Source organism: Pseudobdellovibrio sp. HCB154 (assembly GCF_046267985.1).
In the GTDB taxonomy this organism is placed as follows: Bacteria; Bdellovibrionota; Bdellovibrionia; order Bdellovibrionales; family Bdellovibrionaceae; genus Pseudobdellovibrio.
The window spans coordinates 1,247,877-1,264,973 of record NZ_CP176530.1 but is presented as its reverse complement, the minus strand read 5'-3'; the positions used below and the strand labels follow the sequence as shown (position 1 = coordinate 1,264,973).

Below are 17,097 nucleotides of genomic sequence, written 5' to 3'. Positions count from 1 at the left end.
GGTGGCTCAAGGGCGTTTATTATTTAAGCAGAATGCTCGTAATTAGTGGCAGTTTTGTACTGTGAAAGCTTTGTTAAATAAAAACTCTACACGGTCATTTTTACCACCCATAACTTTAGAAACTTTAACCATAACAGTTAATGGGTATGTACCAGAGATAACTTTATCTTCACATTCGCGACGTGAATTTTGACCACCACCTACGTAGTTGCAATCCCAAGAAGTGCGAGTGTAGTTGATTGGTGTTGATAAGTATTTTTCGCCTTTGCAAACTTCTTTAGATTGGTTTTTGCCAATGTAGATAGTTTCACATTGTTTAACTGGTTTGATAGTACGTAAGTTGTTACCATCTTTACAAGTAAACATGTAATCAACAGCGTGGCCCATGAATACAGTTGGCGCGTCGATTTGGATTCTTGGGTCATTCTCTAAAGTTTCCCAAGGTGTTGCTGCTGTGTAAGCAGAAGCTGTTGCGGCTGCGAATAAAGCGATGATTGCGATTAATTTGTTCATAATAACTCCCTTTTTGTTATTTGTTTTTGTTGTTTTAATTAAATTTAAAATTAGTAGCAGTTTGGTACTGTGAAAGCTTTGTTAAATAAGAATTCTACACGGTCATTAGAGCCACCCATAACTTTAGAAACTTTAACCATTACTGTTAATGGGTATGTGCCAGAGATAACTTTGTCGTTACAAACGTTTTGACCGTTATGTCCGCCACCAAAATAATTGCAATCCCAAGAAGTACGAGTGTAGTTGATTGGTGTTGATAAGTATTTTTCGCCTTTGCAAACTTCTTTAGATTGGTTTTGACCAATGTAGATTGTTTCGCATTGTTTAACTGGCTTTTGAGTACGTAAAAAAGCACCATCAACGCATGTGAATGTGTAATCAATAGCATGACCCATGAATACAGTTGGCGCGTCGATTTGGATTCTTGGATCGTTTTGTAAAGTCTCCCAAGATGTTGATGCTGTGTAAGCAGAAGCTGTCGTCGCCACGAATAACGCGATGATTGCGATCAATTTATTCATAATAACTCCCTTTAGTTATTTTTTAGTTATTCAATTTTGGATGACTGGTGTTTCGCAAGACTTCAGAAGTTTGTATACGCAAAAATGACCTGAAATTTTGTTTTTTGGACAGACAAAACTTTGTCCGAAAGAAATCTTGGACAAAGTTTTCTTTGTCCACAGGTTTTGAACAAACCGCAACATTTACTGCAAAGCTATTGAAAATTTAATGAGAACGAATTGAGAACTAAAGTATTTCAGCGATATATCCATCAGGACGAATCAAGTACGCGACATCTTTTTTTAGTCTTTTCTCTTTCATCTCATCGTTCCACGCAAAAGAATGAATCACATATTTAGATTCAATCGTACGTTCACCATAGATATGAACTTGCCAGTCTAATGATTGTAGAAATTTAAAATTATCTACGCTTGCAATCCACGGAAGTCGATCACCCGTCTGTAATTCAATCACCGAATTTGCAGGATGAGGATTATACGTAATACCTGTTTGCGATAACGTGCGAAAAACAAAACTTCCAGTACTGGCGCGCTTAAAAATTTGCGGAAGAATTAATGGAATCGCTTTCGTTCGTACAAATCTGGCAATAGGACCGTCATTAGAAATAAATCTAAAAGCGCGGTCTGTGGTTTTAACTAACTGTTTGGCAAAACTAATCCGCTCTGTTTCATACGACGATAATAATCTTTCTTCAAAGTTACCTTTAAGCACTTCACCTAATTTCCATGCTAAGTTAACGGCATCACCGATTCCGGTATTCATGCCCTGCCCACCTAACGGAGAATGAATGTGACTGGCATCACCTAAAATAAAAACACGGTCTTTTTGAAAATGCGAAGCCACTCTATGATGCACGCGATATTTTGAAAACCACTTCACTTGCGCAATGGTGACATCCATTTCTTTAAGGAGTCTTGGATTGACGTCTTCCCAAGTAGGATCTTTTTTGGGATCTGCTTTTTGGTCTTCACGAATAACCCCGATCAAGCGTGCATGCCCTGTTTGTTTTAACGGAAAAAACGCCATGAACTCTGATTTATCTAAAGAGACATGCAGCTCACCGTTTAGGGCTGGCCCCGAACCAATCACATCAGCCACATAAAACATATGCGGGTAAGTGCTACCTTCAAAACCCACATCTAATTTTTTTCTAACTATTGAATGAGCCCCATCACACCCGGCTAAATAATCGGTCGTGATGGTTTCAATTGTGCCATCACCTTTAAGAATTTTTGCTATGACTGACTTTTCATTTTGTTCAAAGTCGGCAAGCTCAGCATCTCGTTCAACTTCAACACCTAATTCTTTTAATTTATTTAACAACAATTCTTCATGCTGGTCTTGGGGTAAGATTATAATATACGGAAAAGGCGTTAACCCTTCACCTACATCGGCCAACTGAACGCGCGCTTTCGGTTTATGGTTTACCCATAGATTCAAAGCCGGAAATTTAAACCCCGCTTTGACCACGTCATCAGAAATTTGCAACTGCCGGTAAAATTCTAAAGTACGCGCATGAATGACTAAAGCGCGCGAAGTGGTTTCTTTTTCTAAAGCTTTATCGATAATACGAACTTTAATACCGATCTTAGTGAGCCATAATGCTAACACTAATCCGGTCGGCCCTGCGCCAGCTATCAAAACAGGAACTTGAGTCATAACTTTACCTTAGTGATTTTTAAAATACTGAATTTCACGTTCGTGCTTTTTTGCCTCAGCTAAAGTTTTAAATGTCCCTAAATTTCTGCGCTTACCTGTCTTTGCATTTTTCTTTCTGGAATATATACGATAACCGCCAGATTTAAGTTTACGAATCATATTTTCCTCCGCTTTCAGAAGAAATCCAGCAAAATTCGCACTCAAAATAAAAAAAGCGCCGAAGGGTTACCTTGGCGCTTTTCATAATCAAACTTAACTTGAACTATTTAGTTTTAACGATGTCTGGTAAAGAAAGTAAACTTTGATCGCCACCCACATTTAATTGTGTTGGGTGAACATAGTTCGCTAAACGACCCGTATCAACTGAGTATGTACCACGGAAATTTTCGCGACCGATTTCGTAAACGTCACCTGATAAACCAGATTTAGCCGATTTACCCGTGAAGCCATTTACTGTAGGAATACGGTCAACTATGTAAGAACCTTGTTCTAAGATGTCTTCTTGTTTGATCTCGCCCTTGGCAATACGACCCATTGTTACAGAGTACTCAATGCTCGCCGCTTTGCTTGAACGAACTTGATCTCTTGTTAAAGCAAAGTTCCATAATAACTGGGCTTGTTGGTCAGCATAACGAGATAAACTTGGATCATCCGCTACTTCAGCCGCATAAACTTTGATAAGCGGAGTACCAGCAGGTACTAAATAATTTAAGTAAGCAATCGCTCTGTTTTCATGGCGTGTACAACCATGTGAACGTAAGTCAGCAAATAATGAGAAGAAACCTTTTTTAGCACGGTTGATGAATTTGTCTTCATCAGAACCCCAACCGATTGTTCCATGCATCCATTGACCGAAAGCATTTGGTTCAGCTAAAGCCGCGTACCAACCGAAAGCTCCACGCATTTCACCACCGTTTGGCATGTACTTATCTTTAAACCATTTCGTAGCACCTTTATCTGGCTCTGGTGGCATTGGTAATGCTGGGTCATACCACGAAGGATAGTTCTTAGCATTGTCTTGATAGAATTTTACCCATTGAGAGATTCGATAGGTACCTAAGATCGTTTGTTGATTTTCTTCATTACGTTTACCAGCCAACATAACAGTTTCAAAAACCATTTTATGGGCACAACCCGGAGACGTATAACAAAGCTCGTAAACACGAGTTTTCTCTGTTGCGATATTTTGGATCACAATATATTTCGGCTTTGATTTTGACTGCGCAGAAGCTTCTTGCACCGAAAAATTAACAAGCAATGCCGTAGCTAATCCGATAGTCTTCGAGAAATTAATGATGGTTTGTCTTTTCACAAATCCTCCTACAAAAGAGTTTTTTATTTGGTTAGGGTGAGGCAGAAAAATAACACCGCTTTTGTTTGATTTGGAAAAAAACATGCCCCGTAAGAAAAAGTGAAAAGACTGTAAAGCAGATAGACAGTAAGAAAAAAGGCCTTAAAAACTTTAAGGCCTTTTTAGGTTTAAGTATGTAAAAAATAGCCAGTGCTAGTAACGCTTTTCTGAAGATGTGTCTTTAGATTTAGAACCAAAAAGAGAATCGGTTTTATCTTTATATTCACCTTTTTCTTCAGAAGTTGAAGAAACGTCATGAGCGCCGCACTCTTTAAAGATGGCTTTAGCTTTTTCAACCCACTCACCTTGTCCTGCGTGAACAGATAAAAGCATGCCCCCCTCTTTAACAGAGGATTCAAAACGTTTAGCTTCGTATTCAGGAATACCCATTCCCACTAAGGCTCCGGCAATGCCACCTAAAGCACCGCCCACGCCAGCTCCGCCTAATGTCGCTAAAATCGGGCCTGCGGCTACAAAAGGTCCAAGACCTGGAATAGCTAAGGTTCCAATTCCCGCAAGCCAGCCTAGGGCTCCGCCTAAAACAGCGCCTCCGGCTGCGCCAGCGGCAGCTCCTTCAGGGGCTTTTGTTTCTTTCTCATGGGCAAATTCTTTTGAGCCTTCTACTGTTGGCAGTAAGGCTGAAATATCCGAACTCAAAAAACCTTCGGCCTTTAAACGACCTACAGCTGTCTCTAAGGCAGCTCTTGTTTCAAATAAACCATAAACGACTTTGTTTGCTTTACCAAATTCCATATCAATACCTCTTTTCTATTCAGTTTTAGTTGTGACTTCTAATTGATTGTTAATGTTTTTCGCGCCAGCCCTGCGAGCGAGTTGTTCAACTCGCGATTTTTCAGCGAATGTTTCAACTGGGCCACGTAATGTTGTTAGGCCTTGAAGAGTAATAATTTTTACGTTCTGTGCTTTCATAGACAGTGAGTCGTCATCAGTTACGACTTCACGAACCTTTGCAGTAATTGCTAAGTCTTCTTTAGAACCACGTGTTTGATCCATCGGCGTTAAGGCTTCGTCAGTGTCGCGCTTATTCATCGCTGTATTGTCGGCGTCTTTATATTCGTCAGAAGCTGTATTTCGCTCGTAACTTGTACGGCGGGCTTCTTCATCACTTCGGTAGGGATTGTTTTTGCAAGCAAACCCTGCGGTTAAAACAATGGCTGCTAAAACTATTTTTATCATCATAACTTCCTTCTGTTGTGTGTTAAACTAGGAATGATGAACAGCGAATGCTATGCCACTCAAAATCAGGTGATTTGAGTCGAAGAGCCTCATTATAATTTTTTTTTGAATTTAAACTGGCTTAACTTGTCTTAACTTGGGGCAGATGTCCGATGACGCTTGATCTCGCATTGCAGGTCAAAGTTTTCACCATTCACCATTAAAACGCCGTCATTGTTAATCACAGTCCAGCGATTTTCTTTATTCATGGTTTTTTCTAGAGAATCTAGAAAGTCTGAAGGAATAGAGTAAATCTCTAATTCATCTTTACGGTAAACGTCTTCTGAATTGATTTCATTTAATAAAACTTGTGGATCTTTGTAAGTGTAGACTTTAACATGATCAGCGCCTTTTGAGGCTTTATGCAGTCTACGTGCTGAAGGATTACCGATTTCAACCCACAATTTGATTCCACCCATCGGGTTTTTTACCGCAATCGTTGGATCATCAGGGTTATGTAAACCTTCAGCTGAAAATTCGAGGCCGTCTTCAAAACTTAGCGCGTACGCAAATACGCGTGTTAACAAATAAGTTAAACTTTCAGATGGATGTTGAGCCACACGAAAATCCAAAGACTCGTAAGACCCTTTATCAAGATCTGAAAGTTCAATTTTAAAACGGTAAAGTTTCGAAGGCAGAGCCATTAGTCAGAAAAATCTTCGTCGTGCAATTCTTCAAGATTTGCGTATTGAATGCTTTTAGCTTCAACAACAACGATCGGCGTTTTTTTAAGCTTGTGCTTTTTTTCAATGTTAGCGCAGATGTTTTTGATGATTTGCAATAATTGATTCGCATTTAAATCTGTATCAAATTCATATTCATCAGGTGGTAAAGCGAAAATTCTTTCTTCTTCATCAGTGATATACGGATAACCTTCTTCATCGGCCATAGCTTTATCTAATTCACTGTAAATATCTTCTTTAGTTACGTCTTGGAGCATCACTTTTGCGATGAAAACTGGCATTGGAATATCCTTTGTTAATTGAAGGCCACAACATGACAAAAGATCCGCTCAAAGGCCAGAACTTTTAATAAAAAAAGACTAATTTTTCCAGCACGAAACTTTATCTTTGTTACAAATACTGATAATCGTCCCACTATGGCATTGAGCCACGACTTCTTTAGTGGCTTCTTCTTCTGATTTACCGATGGCACGATACGTTTTTCCGACACCTACTAACTTGCAAGTGTACGTGGCCACGATTTTTCCAGCCGACCAGTCAACCGCCATGGTGCCTTTATTTTTCTCGTCTTCAGGGTTTACAACTTTTAAACCGCAGGCTGACACCATTAACGCAAGAACTAGAATTGAAATTTTAGATAAGTGATTCATACTTTTCATGGTAAGCTTTTGAGAAGATTTTAAAAAGGATTTAATATGCGTTTACGAATTGGTCTAGTTCTTCTCTTAATTTCAGGCTGTGCCCAAAAACAAATTATTTTAAAAAGTAGCGAACTTAAACCTCTACCCGTTGCTGCTGGTGAGAACGCAGCCGTTACAAAATACAAAGGCCATTTCAACGTTTTAAAATTCAAAGATGACCGCACAGACAAAACTAAACTGGGCATGGCAAGTACGGGTATGCGTAATACCGACACTCCGATTTATTTAGATATTCCTGTTGATGAATACATTCAGAACCGATTTCGCTCTGAATTAACAAAACATGGCGTCGAAGTTAGTGAAAACGCGGCTTATTCAGTTCGCGGAGTAATCAAAAAAATTAAACTTTTTGAAAGTAATGTCAGTGCGGCTTTAGAAAAATCGAACTGCGAAATTGAAATGGAATTTGATATTTTACCGGCTCGCGAAAAAACTCCGGTTTATCATGGAATCATTTCTATGACTGGCAGTGGATCTAACTTTGCGTTAGATACAACGAGCTCAAATGGTGCCGCTCTTGAAACCTGTGCTCAAGGATTAGCTGAACAGTTCTTAAAAAATAACGACTTACGTAAACGCTTTGGAATCAAAGAGCTTTAATTAAATTATTTCGTAAATACGGGCACATTATCAAATAACAAGCCTACAGTTAAATAGCTGCCCGATAAATCCATATCTTCGGCAGCATTATTGATATTTGTGGCTTTTAAGCTTGAAACTTTATTGTGTTCATAGCCAGCTTCAATGGTGAAAAAGAAACTTTTATACCCCACAGCCACTGAGGCTCCTGCAAAAGCCATTGGCGAAGAAAAGCCTTTTTTATCTAAAGAGCCATCTACTGTGCCTGTTTTTAATTTTAGTTCAGTGCTTGTAGCCCCTGCCCCAGCGACGACATCAAACTTAAAATAATCACGGTTTACAATAGGCGCACGAACGACACCGGCAAAAACCTGTTGAGTTACATCGGTTTTATACTCAGTGGCCGCATTAGGTGTAACTTCTTCTTCAGTGACCATGCGTTGTGTATAGCGAAAACCTGCCTGAATAACTTTGAAAGCTGGCAAAGTAATTTCAACACCGTACTGGTTGATCATATCCAGCTTTTTCATGCTTTGTGCTTCTAGTCCATCATTTACATCTTTGGGATCAATCTGCGTCGAACCTAAAAATAATCGTCCCTGGCCACGGTCTTCAGCTTGAGCAAATGAGCAAAGTACAGTTAACGAAATAGCCGCAAGAATAGATTGTTTTTTTAGCATGATGGTTGTCCTTATTAGGATTAGTTTAAAGAATGACCATTTACTGCTCAAGTCCTAATTCTCAAGTAGGTTTTAACTAGAATTTTACATTTTCTTCATATTGCCACAGACCATTTGTCAGCCTACAAAAACGCGTATGAAATCTATGCGTTTATTATTCATTATTTTGACAACTGTATTCACAGCCAAAACTTTTGCGGCCGAAGTTAAAACTTTAACCTGTTCAACGGCGAAAAGCGAAATTCATTCCGTAGTAGTTGATTTTCCAAGATCAGTAAATCCATTAAGCCCTTTTATTGGCTTTCTTTCTTTTACTGCTACTGTTTCTGTTTATAAATACGATGTAAAAGTTTATGAAAACAAAAATGTGCGCGTGACTCCTGAAGTGTATACGACCGATATCAATCTTCGTGGCGATGCGGAAGGTGTTTACTTACGTCTTTACCCACAAATGCTCGAAGGTGAATTTTCACATTACACAGGACAACTCTTTATTAATGACCTTGATAAAAAAGCCTATTTCAATTTTAAAGACATTGACGATCAACCCGGATTAGATTGCCGCTAGCCTTATTCACCTACTACTAGACTTTTGATTTAAAACCATAGACCTGATCACTGGCAAAAACTTGTCGCACCGCTCAATATCAAAGTGAGACTTGCCGATAAGTACCTGTATGTCATCGAAGACTATTAAGGCTGAAGAATTAGCTGAACTATCAGATTCTGATATTTTAAAACTACGTTTTAAAAATATCGCGCTCAATATTTCTGAAACAGAAATTCAGGAATATATTAATCAGCTTTATTCTGAACTTGAAGCTAAAGGTCTTGTATTTAAACCGCAAATTTTCTTTGGTGATGAATGGTTTAGCCCTGAAGGCATGAATGCCATCGCTGTTCCTTTTTACTTAGCGAATACCCGCCTTAAACATTTAGAAAAATCACAAATGTTAGAAGTTGAAGGTGGCGATCCTGAATATTTCATGAAGCTCTTACGCCATGAAGCCGGACATTGCTTTGACCACTGTTATAAATTTTCAAAAAGAAAAAAATGGAGCCAAGTTTTTGGATCTCCTGATAAAGATTACGCTCCTGAAACTTACCGCCCACAACCTTTTTCAAAAGGTTATGTGAAGCACTTAGAACGTTGGTACGCGCAAGCTCACCCTGATGAAGACTTCGCTGAAACATTTGCTGTGTGGTTATCACCAAATATCGATTGGAAAAAAGAATATAGTAAATGGCCAGGTGCTTTGAAAAAATTAAATTACATGGAGTCTTTAGCTAAAGAGAGTGTGAAACTTAGAAACACTTCTGAAAAAGGCCGTGTTCCAAGTAATGTCGCTAATCTTACTTCTACTCTTGAAAAATATTATCAAAAACGTCGTCGTGAAAACGCCGATGAATATCCTGATTTTTATGACACCGATCTTAAAACGATTTTTAACGGCGACACAGCGTTAAAGTCAGAATTCTCGGCGCGCAGGTTCATGAAACGCCATAAGAAAGATATCGTGGCTACAGTGGCTTGGGCAACGCATGAGCGCAAATTCACGATCGACGCGTTAGTTAAGCGTCTTACCGATCGCTGTGCACAACTTCATTTAAGGCTAGGAAAATCTGAAAACCAGACTACGATGGAAGTAGCAAGCTTTCTTACGAGTCTGGTGAAGAATTATTTATTCACTGGAAAGTTTAAAAGAGAGGCGTAAATTATGAAATCACTTAAGATAGTACTTCTATTTGATTTATCATTAAAGCTGACTCCCGAACAGTATGGCGAATATTGGAATACGCCCGATTGGAAAACGGAGAAAGATGTGAAAAACACATTGATCAAGCTTGGCCACCAAGTGATTCCATTCGGTATTCATGACGACATCGAACCTTTCTTAAATATCGTGCGCGAACAAAAGCCTGATTTAGTGTTTAACATGTCTGAAGCTTTTCAGGGTAAACGTGATTTTGAACCAAACCTAACAGCTCTGATGCAATTAATGGGTGTGCCTTTTACAGGTGCAGGACCAATGAGCTTACAGCTTTGTAAAGATAAAGGTTTAACAAAGGCTATTTTAGATTATCACGAAATTAATATTCCAAAATTCGTCGTCGCTAAAAAAGGCCGTGCCATTCAGCCGTTAAAAAACTTTCCGTTCCCCGCTTTTATCAAACCACTCGATTTAGAATCATCAGAAGGCATTTCGCAAAGTTCATTTGTTAAAGATGAAAAAGAAGCCTTAGCACGCGTTAAGTTTATTCATAATTCATTAGGTGCTGATGCGATCATCGAAGAATTTATCGATGGCCGTGAAGTTTATGTTTCTATTTTAGGAAACGAAAACTTAAAAGTATTTCCGCCGCGTGAATTATTCTTTAAAGCTAAATCTGAAGATGAACCTAAGTTTGCCACTTATAAATCAAAGTGGGATCAATCTTACCGTAAAAAATGGGGTATTGATTCAGACTGGGCAAAATCTTTTCCAGAACCAGTTCAGAAAAAATTGAACGAAGTTTGTAAAAAGATTTATCGTCTTTTAGGCATTCAAGGTTTTGGCCGTATTGATTTACGTATTCGCGGCGATGAAATCTATTTCATCGAAGCAAACCCAAACCCGTCGATCGCCAAAAAAGAAGACTACGCCCTATCAGCTAAAAAATCTGGTGTAGAATACGACGAGTTAATTGCAAAAATTGTTTCCTTGTCATTAAGCGCATAGATCTGCTTAAGTAGACAAAGATGGAAAATAAATCTGAATTGGTTATCACTGACTTAGTTGTTGGTGATGGTATCGCAGCCGATAAAGGCGCTTTAATTACTTACAACTACACCGGCACTTTAGAAGATGGGTCAAAATTTGATTCCTCTTATGATCATGGCCGCCCGCTTGAAATCGTTTTAAGTTCTAAAAAGTTAATCCAAGGCTTCTATTTAGGAATGCTGGGCATGAAAGTCGGCGGTAAGCGCCGGCTTTTTGTGCCGGCAGCCTTAGGTTATGGCGAACAAGTAAAACCGCGTATCCCCGCGAATTCTAACCTGATTTTTGAAATCGAGCTTTTAGAAGTGCGCCTGCGCGAATAATTTTACCCGGGTGATATTGACATATCTATTTTACCCGGATATTATTAATCTCATGGAAACATTAAATACCTACACAGCCTTTGAAGATCATAAAATTTTAAGCCAAGGTTCTTTAGAAGACGTTGTTTTAAAAGTGAAAAAGCGCCTTGAAAAATCGCCTGAATCACAAATCGTGATCTACAGCGACATCACCGGCAAATCGATGGATTTCAATTTTCAAGGATCTGAAAAAGAAGTCTTAAAACGCTTAGAAGTCTACACCACTCCTGAAACAGATAACCAAGCTTCAGCGTCTACCGGCCCTGGCCGTCCTAAGCTGGGTGTTATTTCGCGTGAAGTTTCACTTCTTCCTAAACATTGGGAGTGGTTAGCCACTCAATCTGGCGGAGCGTCGAATACCTTACGTAAACTTGTCGAAGAAAGTATGAAGAAAAATTCAGGCACCCTTACCGTTAAAACCGCACAGGAACGCACTTATAAGTTTATGTCGGTTGAAGCCGGAGATCTTGAAAACTACGAAGAGGCTCTACGCGCGCTATATCGTAAAGACAAAGAACGTTTTACGAGTGAGATCAAAGCCTGGCCACGCGATGTGCAAAAGCATATCTTTGAACTTGCAAAGCCTGTCTTTGCATAACAAGATTTGTTTATGTTTAAAAAAGTACTTCTTATTTTTAGTTTACTTTTCTCGCAAAGCTTACTGGCTGCTGACGAGGTTTTAGATTTAAACGCGACTTTTCAAGTTCCCGTGCCATCTGAAAAGTTTGCGCACTTAGCAAATTTTGAAATTACCAATTATCAAATCATTACTAACAGCAAAGGTGTCATCACGATGGCGTACACCTTACCTGAAGATTTAAGCGGCGAACAAATCACTATCGTTCTACCTCTTATTTCTGATAATAACGGTAACCGTTTATTTAAAGGCGAAAAAGGATCTGCCGACTGCACTGGTGAGTGGGCCTCTTTAGAATGTGGTGTTCGTTTCGAAAATTTAAATATCCAGCAAGGCAAAGTAATCACTCACCTCTTCGCTAAGTATGGTTACAATCAAGAAACTAAAAACCGCATGCTCGTTAGCCAAATGTTTGCAAAAAATCCCACGGGTTTACTTAAAACTAACGGCACAAAGGAATAAGTTTATTTTATTCAGGATTCTTCAATGAGCACCCGCTTTAGTACCCTTCCCAATGATTTTAAAAAATTAATTTCTGCCCGCTTCTTTTTTACTTTCGCTGTACAAATGCAAGCCGTAGTTCTTGGTTGGCGCATTTACGATTTATTAAAAGATCCATTATCATTAGGTTTAATCGGTTTAACTGAGGCTGTGCCTGCCATCGGTTTAGCACTTTATGCGGGTTATCTGGTTGATCGTCTTCGCCCGATTCAAGTTTATCGTAAAGTCATTATGGTCAGCTTCGTTTCAGGCTTAGTTGTTTTAGTTGAACATATCTTTGCGGCAAATCTTTCTGTCTACCAGCAAGCCGGAATGTTATATTCAGCCGCCTTCTTAACTGGTATTGCACGCGCTTTTTCTCAACCCGCCATCTTCGCCACCGTTCCCCGCTTAGTCGAACGATCGCAACTTATGCAGGCCACAGCCACGAGCACTTCAGCGATGCAGATTGCGCGTATCGCAGGACCTGCCGCCGGTGGTTTTATCTTTGGATTCTTTGGCGCGATTGCGACTTCAAGTTTAGTTTGTCTTTTATTAATCTTTGCCAGTATTGCAATGATGCTTATTAAAAAAGACATCGCACCTCCTGAATCACGTCCACATCATACAAATATTAAAGATGAATTATTATCTGGCGCTCGTTTTGTCTTTAGACATCCGATTTTATTTCCAGCCTTATCATTAGATATGGTGTCGGTCTTATTTGGCGGCGTAACCGCGCTTCTTCCTATTTTTGCCAATGAAGTTTTAATGGTTGGCCCGAAAGGGTTAGGAGCTCTGCGTGCTGCTCCTGCTGTGGGTGCTACAATTATGAGTTTGTACTTAGCTCGTAAGCCCTTAAGAGGAAATTCCGGCACCTGGTTATTCTCAGCAGTGATTGGTTTTGGTTTATGTATCTTATTCTTCGCGATGAGTAAGACATTCTGGATTTCGCTTGTCGCTTTAGCATTTAGCGGGGGCTTTGATAGCATCAGCATGATGATCCGCTCAGCGGCGGTTCAACTTTCATCGCCAGATCACATGCGCGGAAAAATTTCAGCGGTAAATTCTATCTTTATCGGGTCATCTAATGAATTAGGTGAAGTTGAATCAGGTATTGCGGCTAAAGTTTTAGGAACTGTGCCATCAGTTTATTTCGGAGCCACGATGTGTTTACTCACCGTGGCCCTGATTGCGTATTGGTCACCAACATTGCGCAAGATGGAGCTTGAAAAGCTTCACGCTGCACATTAGCGATTACTCACGCAAAGCTTTTTGAGTTTTTGTATTTAAATTATCCATAGCAGTGGCAATTTTAGTTTTCATATTTTTCCAACTGCTTTCAGATGATTTATCTAAATTATCAAGATCAGTTTTTATTCTAGCTTTAGTTTTTTCTAGGTCGGCAATCGTTGTTTGCTTAACCTTAGAACCTTTCATTTTAGCTTTTTCTTTTAAAGCCATGATTTCAGCTTCGGCACTTTCAAGCTTCATCGACATTTCTTGCTTAAATGAAGCCATGTCTTCTTTAAAACCTGCAGCCGTGGCACTGCCCTCGTATTTTTCCGAGCCGGTTGTTGTTGGTGTCGTGGTTGGTTTAGTTGTTCCTTCAGCAAAGGCTATTGTCGTTACAATTAGACAAGCCGCCGCTGCAATTTTTGCGATAGGATTCATTTGCGATTCTCCTTTATATATTTATAGAGAATCGCTTTTGCAAGATTTAGACTTGGTATATTCAGCCCCGCCTGGGGCAATTACGTACTACAGGGGGTGTAACTTATAAATGGCTGTTCCAAAAATCCATTTTTGATTTTCAGTCGCTACCACTGTTGAAACTACGATTTCATTGTTGTTATTGATATCAACATTACCACCAAAACCCGGAAAATTATCTTTACGTAAGATCGCACTCATTCCTTGATCAGTTAGGATTGAATCACCTTCACCCAACAATCTTTTAACTTCCGGTGCGGGTGCAAATGGATTTGCTAAATAGATACCGCGTAAGCCTTTGCTGTTTTTCGCACGAAATACGACAAAGCCATTATCGTTAATTTGCGGCGAGAACATTTCAATTTGTGAAATCTCATTTTGCCCTTCGCGAGCGACTTCATAGTGAATTCCATCTTTAACCGCGACAATCATGCGTACGCGGTCTTTTAACATCGCCGTAAACACGACAAGACCTGCATTTGTAATAGCTGGGCTGTTATCAAATGATTTATAAGGCGAAAGCGCGTCGCTATCTGAATCTTGCGCTAAGATTGTTTTTTGATAACTCTTTTCACCAAAAGCTGTAAAGTGCGGCGTTAATAAAACGATCTGATCTGGAGCATCTTCAGCGTAATTGAACTTTTCGCCAACACGGGCTTTAAATACCCACTGTGAAGCTTCATTTACACTTGGACCAAACAAATAAGAATAACCGCCGTCTTCATTAACGATTTCAGAAAGTTTGTCTGAACGATACTCGAAAAAGCTTCTGTTGTTTTCTGAATCCGTTGAGCGAAACACATACGACGCGTCATCCGTAGCTTGTGGGTAATTTACAGCCGCCATATTTTTTGCCGGAAAGATATTTTCAGTCACTTGCTTTGGAGAATTAAAAGAAAAAATCCCATCACTTGTCACTTCGTCAAATTGGCTAAAAAGCACATCACCACGATCAAGCATCTTTGGGTCACTGACCATTTTTTCTTTAGGCGCATAATAAACGATACGGCCATCCATATCTTTACGAGTCTTAAGCCAAATCGCGGCCTGTTCACTATGGTCACCGTTTTGATCCATTCCACCGGATACAGCTGTAAAAGCCACTTCGCCGGCATCATTAATACTTGGAGAAGTGCTATTAACCATTGCGTAGGCTGGCAAATTATAAGTGCTGCCGCCATTAGTGCGGGCTAAAAGCTCACTTTTATATTCAGGTAAAGTTGAAGTCATTGCGGCTAACGAAAGAACAGCTAAAATCATAAATTTTATCCTTACTAAGATAATCCTATTCATAGGCCTATCACGTGGCAACAATTTACTGGCTAGCGTTAGAAGGTGTCATGCTTTCGATAAAGATAATAATGCCAGAGACTTGATTGTTAATATCAAACCATGGCCTGATTTCGCCTTTAGCATTGATCAGGCGCCCATTGTTATCAGCTATGTTATCAAATGATGTTTTAATGATTTCTCCATTCATAGCACGCTGGTTTAAGATTTTAACCTCATCTGAAAGATTCGGAAAGATTTCGTAGTGCGATTGACCGATAATGTTTTTATCTTTCAAGTTAAAGTCATCAATCCACTTACGGCTGGCCAAAACATAACGCATATTTTTATCTAAAACAGCTACAGGGTTTGGCACTCTTTTTAATACAAACTGCAGTTCGCGTTCACGATTCTCTAAAAACTTAACCGTCTGTTCGGCCTGCTGTTCGTTTCTGATTTGTTTTAACGTCGCCCACAAAATCACGCTGGTTAAAATCGTAATCGTGGTAATAAGAATTAAAATCACTTCTAAATTCGCGAACACACTTTTTGGCGTGTAATAATAAATCGAAAAACTCACTGCGACCATTAAAGCATTGACCCAGTAAAGCATCTTACGACCCACTTTGGCGCTGGTGCGGCGGTTTGAAAAAATCGACATGATCCCTAACTTTGGATTAAGATAAAATACTCCTACAGTTAAAATGATCAAAGCTAAAAGCGTTGGACGGGCCTGCGCCGAATAAGGAACAATCTGATTGAATTCGGTTTGTTTAAAGATATGCCCTAAGATTCCAACCATAGCTAAAAAAATCGATAACAGACCAAAACCTTCTGTAAAAACGATCGCATATCTAAAAAATTTTAACCGATTAAATATTAAAGCCAGTGAGATAAACATAAAGCTCAGGGCCGTGGTCATGGCCATTCTTCCCGGCGCATTAAATTCATTCGCAAACTTATCTTTGAATAAAAATTCATCGATACCAAAATTAAAGGGCCACGCGTAGGGCAGAGCCGAAAAAAAAGAAATGGCAAATACGGTCACTATAGACACTGAAGAAGCCACTTTCCAAGCAGGGGCCAAACGCACCTCATTCTCTATCCATAAAGAAAAACTTAAAAGAAAAATGCAAAGCAAAGCATTTACCTTCATCGTTGCTCCATAGTTTGCATAGGAGACTAACCACGGCACATTAAATAAATACCCAACTAATGCTAACACGCCGATAGCCACTGAAAGAGTGACACAGATTTTAACCCAGCGGTGATACAGACTACCCGATAATTCCAAAGCTTTGCTGCCGTGTTTTCTTTTTTTAATTAGATAGAGTTTTTCAGAAACACCAAATTCGTCTTCTAAAGCCTTGGTGGCCAAAATACGACTTTTGATCGCATCAGCTTCTTCAAACACTTTATCCTGCATACGCGTGAATTTCTTAAGCGCCAATTGAATCGCCGTGGCTAAAGCTGGCTGATCATAGGGCTTCGGTAAAAAACCATACACATCCAGATCAGCCAACTTATGCAAAGTCGTTTCATTTACAGTGCCGGTAATTAAAATTGTGGGAATATTTAAACGGTTAAGCTCTTTGATTACATCTAATCCTGTTTTCTCGCCCGTTAAGACCAAGTCGACAAGCACTATATCTACCTGAGTCACCTTAAGAGCGGCCATAGCCGTTTCAAAACTGGTCGCCACCCCTGCCGGCTGATAACCTAATTGATCTAGCATCGCTTCAGTTAAAATGATGGATGTAGGTTCGTCTTCAACAAGAAATACTCTGGCCGAAGTTATCGCCTTCTTTCGTTCTCGATTAATTTTGTTTAGCCTTTTTTCAGGCTGTTGGCGTTCAGTCTCCACAAAGGTCTAATCAAAGCAACGCCAGTGCCAGCGTCTCATTCTAGAAAATGAGTCAATTTGCCACATTTATGTTAAGACGCCTACACATG

The 17,097-nt window shown here is 39.6% G+C and carries 22 protein-coding genes; 8 read left to right on the top strand and 14 right to left on the bottom strand.

The features are described 5' to 3' along the window. Positions 1-42: 42 nt before the first annotated feature. The 10 genes from ACKWCF_RS06345 to ACKWCF_RS06300 all read right to left on the bottom strand — a co-directional run bounded on the left by ACKWCF_RS06345 (position 43) and on the right by ACKWCF_RS06300 (position 6,623). Entirely contained in the window at positions 43-513 is a 471-nt protein-coding gene (locus ACKWCF_RS06345; RefSeq protein WP_409479866.1) for a hypothetical protein, read from the bottom strand. Positions 514-563: 50 nt separating this feature from the next. Then, complete coding sequence (locus ACKWCF_RS06340) at positions 564-1,034, bottom strand: hypothetical protein (protein WP_409479865.1); 471 nt, start codon at positions 1,032-1,034, stop codon at positions 564-566. A 226-nt stretch (positions 1,035-1,260) separates the two neighbouring features. Further along, on the bottom strand, positions 1,261-2,694 hold the full coding sequence (locus ACKWCF_RS06335) for an FAD-dependent monooxygenase (protein WP_409479864.1): 1,434 nt from the start codon (positions 2,692-2,694) through the stop codon (positions 1,261-1,263). Between the two features lie 9 nt (positions 2,695-2,703). Further along, the gene (locus ACKWCF_RS06330) at positions 2,704-2,853 is read right to left on the bottom strand and encodes a hypothetical protein (protein WP_409479863.1); all 150 of its coding nucleotides are present in this window, start codon (positions 2,851-2,853) and stop codon (positions 2,704-2,706) included. Between the two features lie 103 nt (positions 2,854-2,956). Beyond that, positions 2,957-4,006 (bottom strand): L,D-transpeptidase, encoded by a 1,050-nt coding sequence (locus tag ACKWCF_RS06325; RefSeq protein WP_409479862.1) that lies wholly within the window; start codon positions 4,004-4,006, stop codon positions 2,957-2,959. Positions 4,007-4,198: 192 nt separating this feature from the next. Further along, positions 4,199-4,798, bottom strand: a complete 600-nt coding sequence (locus tag ACKWCF_RS06320; protein ID WP_409479861.1) for a quinol:electron acceptor oxidoreductase subunit ActD — start codon at positions 4,796-4,798, stop codon at positions 4,199-4,201. A gap of 15 nt (positions 4,799-4,813) precedes the next feature. Then, positions 4,814-5,245: a BON domain-containing protein gene (locus ACKWCF_RS06315; RefSeq protein ID WP_409479860.1), complete on the bottom strand. Its 432-nt coding sequence runs from the start codon at positions 5,243-5,245 to the stop codon at positions 4,814-4,816. Positions 5,246-5,373: 128 nt separating this feature from the next. Next, positions 5,374-5,925 carry a YaeQ family protein gene (locus ACKWCF_RS06310; RefSeq protein WP_409479859.1) on the bottom strand — a complete coding sequence of 184 codons (552 nt, stop codon included), beginning with the start codon at positions 5,923-5,925 and terminating at the stop codon, positions 5,374-5,376. Further along, the gene (locus tag ACKWCF_RS06305; RefSeq protein WP_409479858.1) at positions 5,925-6,245 is read right to left on the bottom strand and encodes a hypothetical protein; all 321 of its coding nucleotides are present in this window, start codon (positions 6,243-6,245) and stop codon (positions 5,925-5,927) included. The genes ACKWCF_RS06310 and ACKWCF_RS06305 overlap by 1 nt, the downstream gene beginning before the upstream one ends. 78 nt (positions 6,246-6,323) lie before the next feature. Further along, entirely contained in the window at positions 6,324-6,623 is a 300-nt protein-coding gene (locus ACKWCF_RS06300; RefSeq protein ID WP_409479857.1) for a hypothetical protein, read from the bottom strand. A 36-nt stretch (positions 6,624-6,659) separates the two neighbouring features. Here ACKWCF_RS06300 and ACKWCF_RS06295 point away from each other — a divergent pair, with 36 nt between their 5' ends. Beyond that, positions 6,660-7,265 (top strand): hypothetical protein, encoded by a 606-nt coding sequence (locus ACKWCF_RS06295; RefSeq protein ID WP_409479856.1) that lies wholly within the window; start codon positions 6,660-6,662, stop codon positions 7,263-7,265. A 5-nt stretch (positions 7,266-7,270) separates the two neighbouring features. On the opposite strand, the gene ACKWCF_RS06290 is transcribed toward ACKWCF_RS06295, so the two are convergent. Next, positions 7,271-7,924, bottom strand: coding sequence for a hypothetical protein (locus tag ACKWCF_RS06290; RefSeq protein ID WP_409479855.1), 654 nt, complete (start codon positions 7,922-7,924; stop codon positions 7,271-7,273). Positions 7,925-8,060: 136 nt separating this feature from the next. Between ACKWCF_RS06290 and ACKWCF_RS06285 the strand changes: the two genes are divergently transcribed. The 7 genes from ACKWCF_RS06285 (at position 8,061) to ACKWCF_RS06255 (ending at position 13,416) form a co-directional block, all read left to right on the top strand. Continuing rightward, positions 8,061-8,492: a hypothetical protein gene (locus ACKWCF_RS06285; RefSeq protein WP_409479854.1), complete on the top strand. Its 432-nt coding sequence runs from the start codon at positions 8,061-8,063 to the stop codon at positions 8,490-8,492. Between the two features lie 109 nt (positions 8,493-8,601). Further along, positions 8,602-9,639 carry a putative zinc-binding metallopeptidase gene (locus ACKWCF_RS06280; protein ID WP_409479853.1) on the top strand — a complete coding sequence of 346 codons (1,038 nt, stop codon included), beginning with the start codon at positions 8,602-8,604 and terminating at the stop codon, positions 9,637-9,639. 3 nt (positions 9,640-9,642) lie between these two features. Then, positions 9,643-10,644 carry an ATP-grasp domain-containing protein gene (locus tag ACKWCF_RS06275; RefSeq protein ID WP_409479852.1) on the top strand — a complete coding sequence of 334 codons (1,002 nt, stop codon included), beginning with the start codon at positions 9,643-9,645 and terminating at the stop codon, positions 10,642-10,644. Positions 10,645-10,664: 20 nt separating this feature from the next. Continuing rightward, a complete protein-coding gene (locus ACKWCF_RS06270) occupies positions 10,665-11,006 on the top strand; it encodes an FKBP-type peptidyl-prolyl cis-trans isomerase (protein WP_409479851.1) in 342 nt (113 codons plus the stop codon). A 52-nt stretch (positions 11,007-11,058) separates the two neighbouring features. Next, on the top strand, positions 11,059-11,643 hold the full coding sequence (locus ACKWCF_RS06265) for a DUF2239 family protein (RefSeq protein ID WP_409479850.1): 585 nt from the start codon (positions 11,059-11,061) through the stop codon (positions 11,641-11,643). Positions 11,644-11,655: 12 nt separating this feature from the next. Then, the gene (locus tag ACKWCF_RS06260) at positions 11,656-12,144 is read left to right on the top strand and encodes a hypothetical protein (protein ID WP_409479849.1); all 489 of its coding nucleotides are present in this window, start codon (positions 11,656-11,658) and stop codon (positions 12,142-12,144) included. Positions 12,145-12,168: 24 nt separating this feature from the next. Then, positions 12,169-13,416, top strand: a complete 1,248-nt coding sequence (locus ACKWCF_RS06255) for an MFS transporter (protein ID WP_409479848.1) — start codon at positions 12,169-12,171, stop codon at positions 13,414-13,416. Between the two features lie 3 nt (positions 13,417-13,419). Here the strand turns inward: ACKWCF_RS06255 and ACKWCF_RS06250 are convergent, their stop codons facing one another. The 3 genes from ACKWCF_RS06250 to ACKWCF_RS06240 all read right to left on the bottom strand — a co-directional run bounded on the left by ACKWCF_RS06250 (position 13,420) and on the right by ACKWCF_RS06240 (position 17,008). After that, positions 13,420-13,836 carry a hypothetical protein gene (locus tag ACKWCF_RS06250; protein ID WP_409479847.1) on the bottom strand — a complete coding sequence of 139 codons (417 nt, stop codon included), beginning with the start codon at positions 13,834-13,836 and terminating at the stop codon, positions 13,420-13,422. A gap of 87 nt (positions 13,837-13,923) precedes the next feature. After that, positions 13,924-15,135 (bottom strand): hypothetical protein, encoded by a 1,212-nt coding sequence (locus tag ACKWCF_RS06245; protein ID WP_409479846.1) that lies wholly within the window; start codon positions 15,133-15,135, stop codon positions 13,924-13,926. Positions 15,136-15,190: 55 nt separating this feature from the next. Next, positions 15,191-17,008, bottom strand: a complete 1,818-nt coding sequence (locus ACKWCF_RS06240; protein WP_409479845.1) for a response regulator — start codon at positions 17,006-17,008, stop codon at positions 15,191-15,193. Positions 17,009-17,097: the final 89 nt, after the last annotated feature.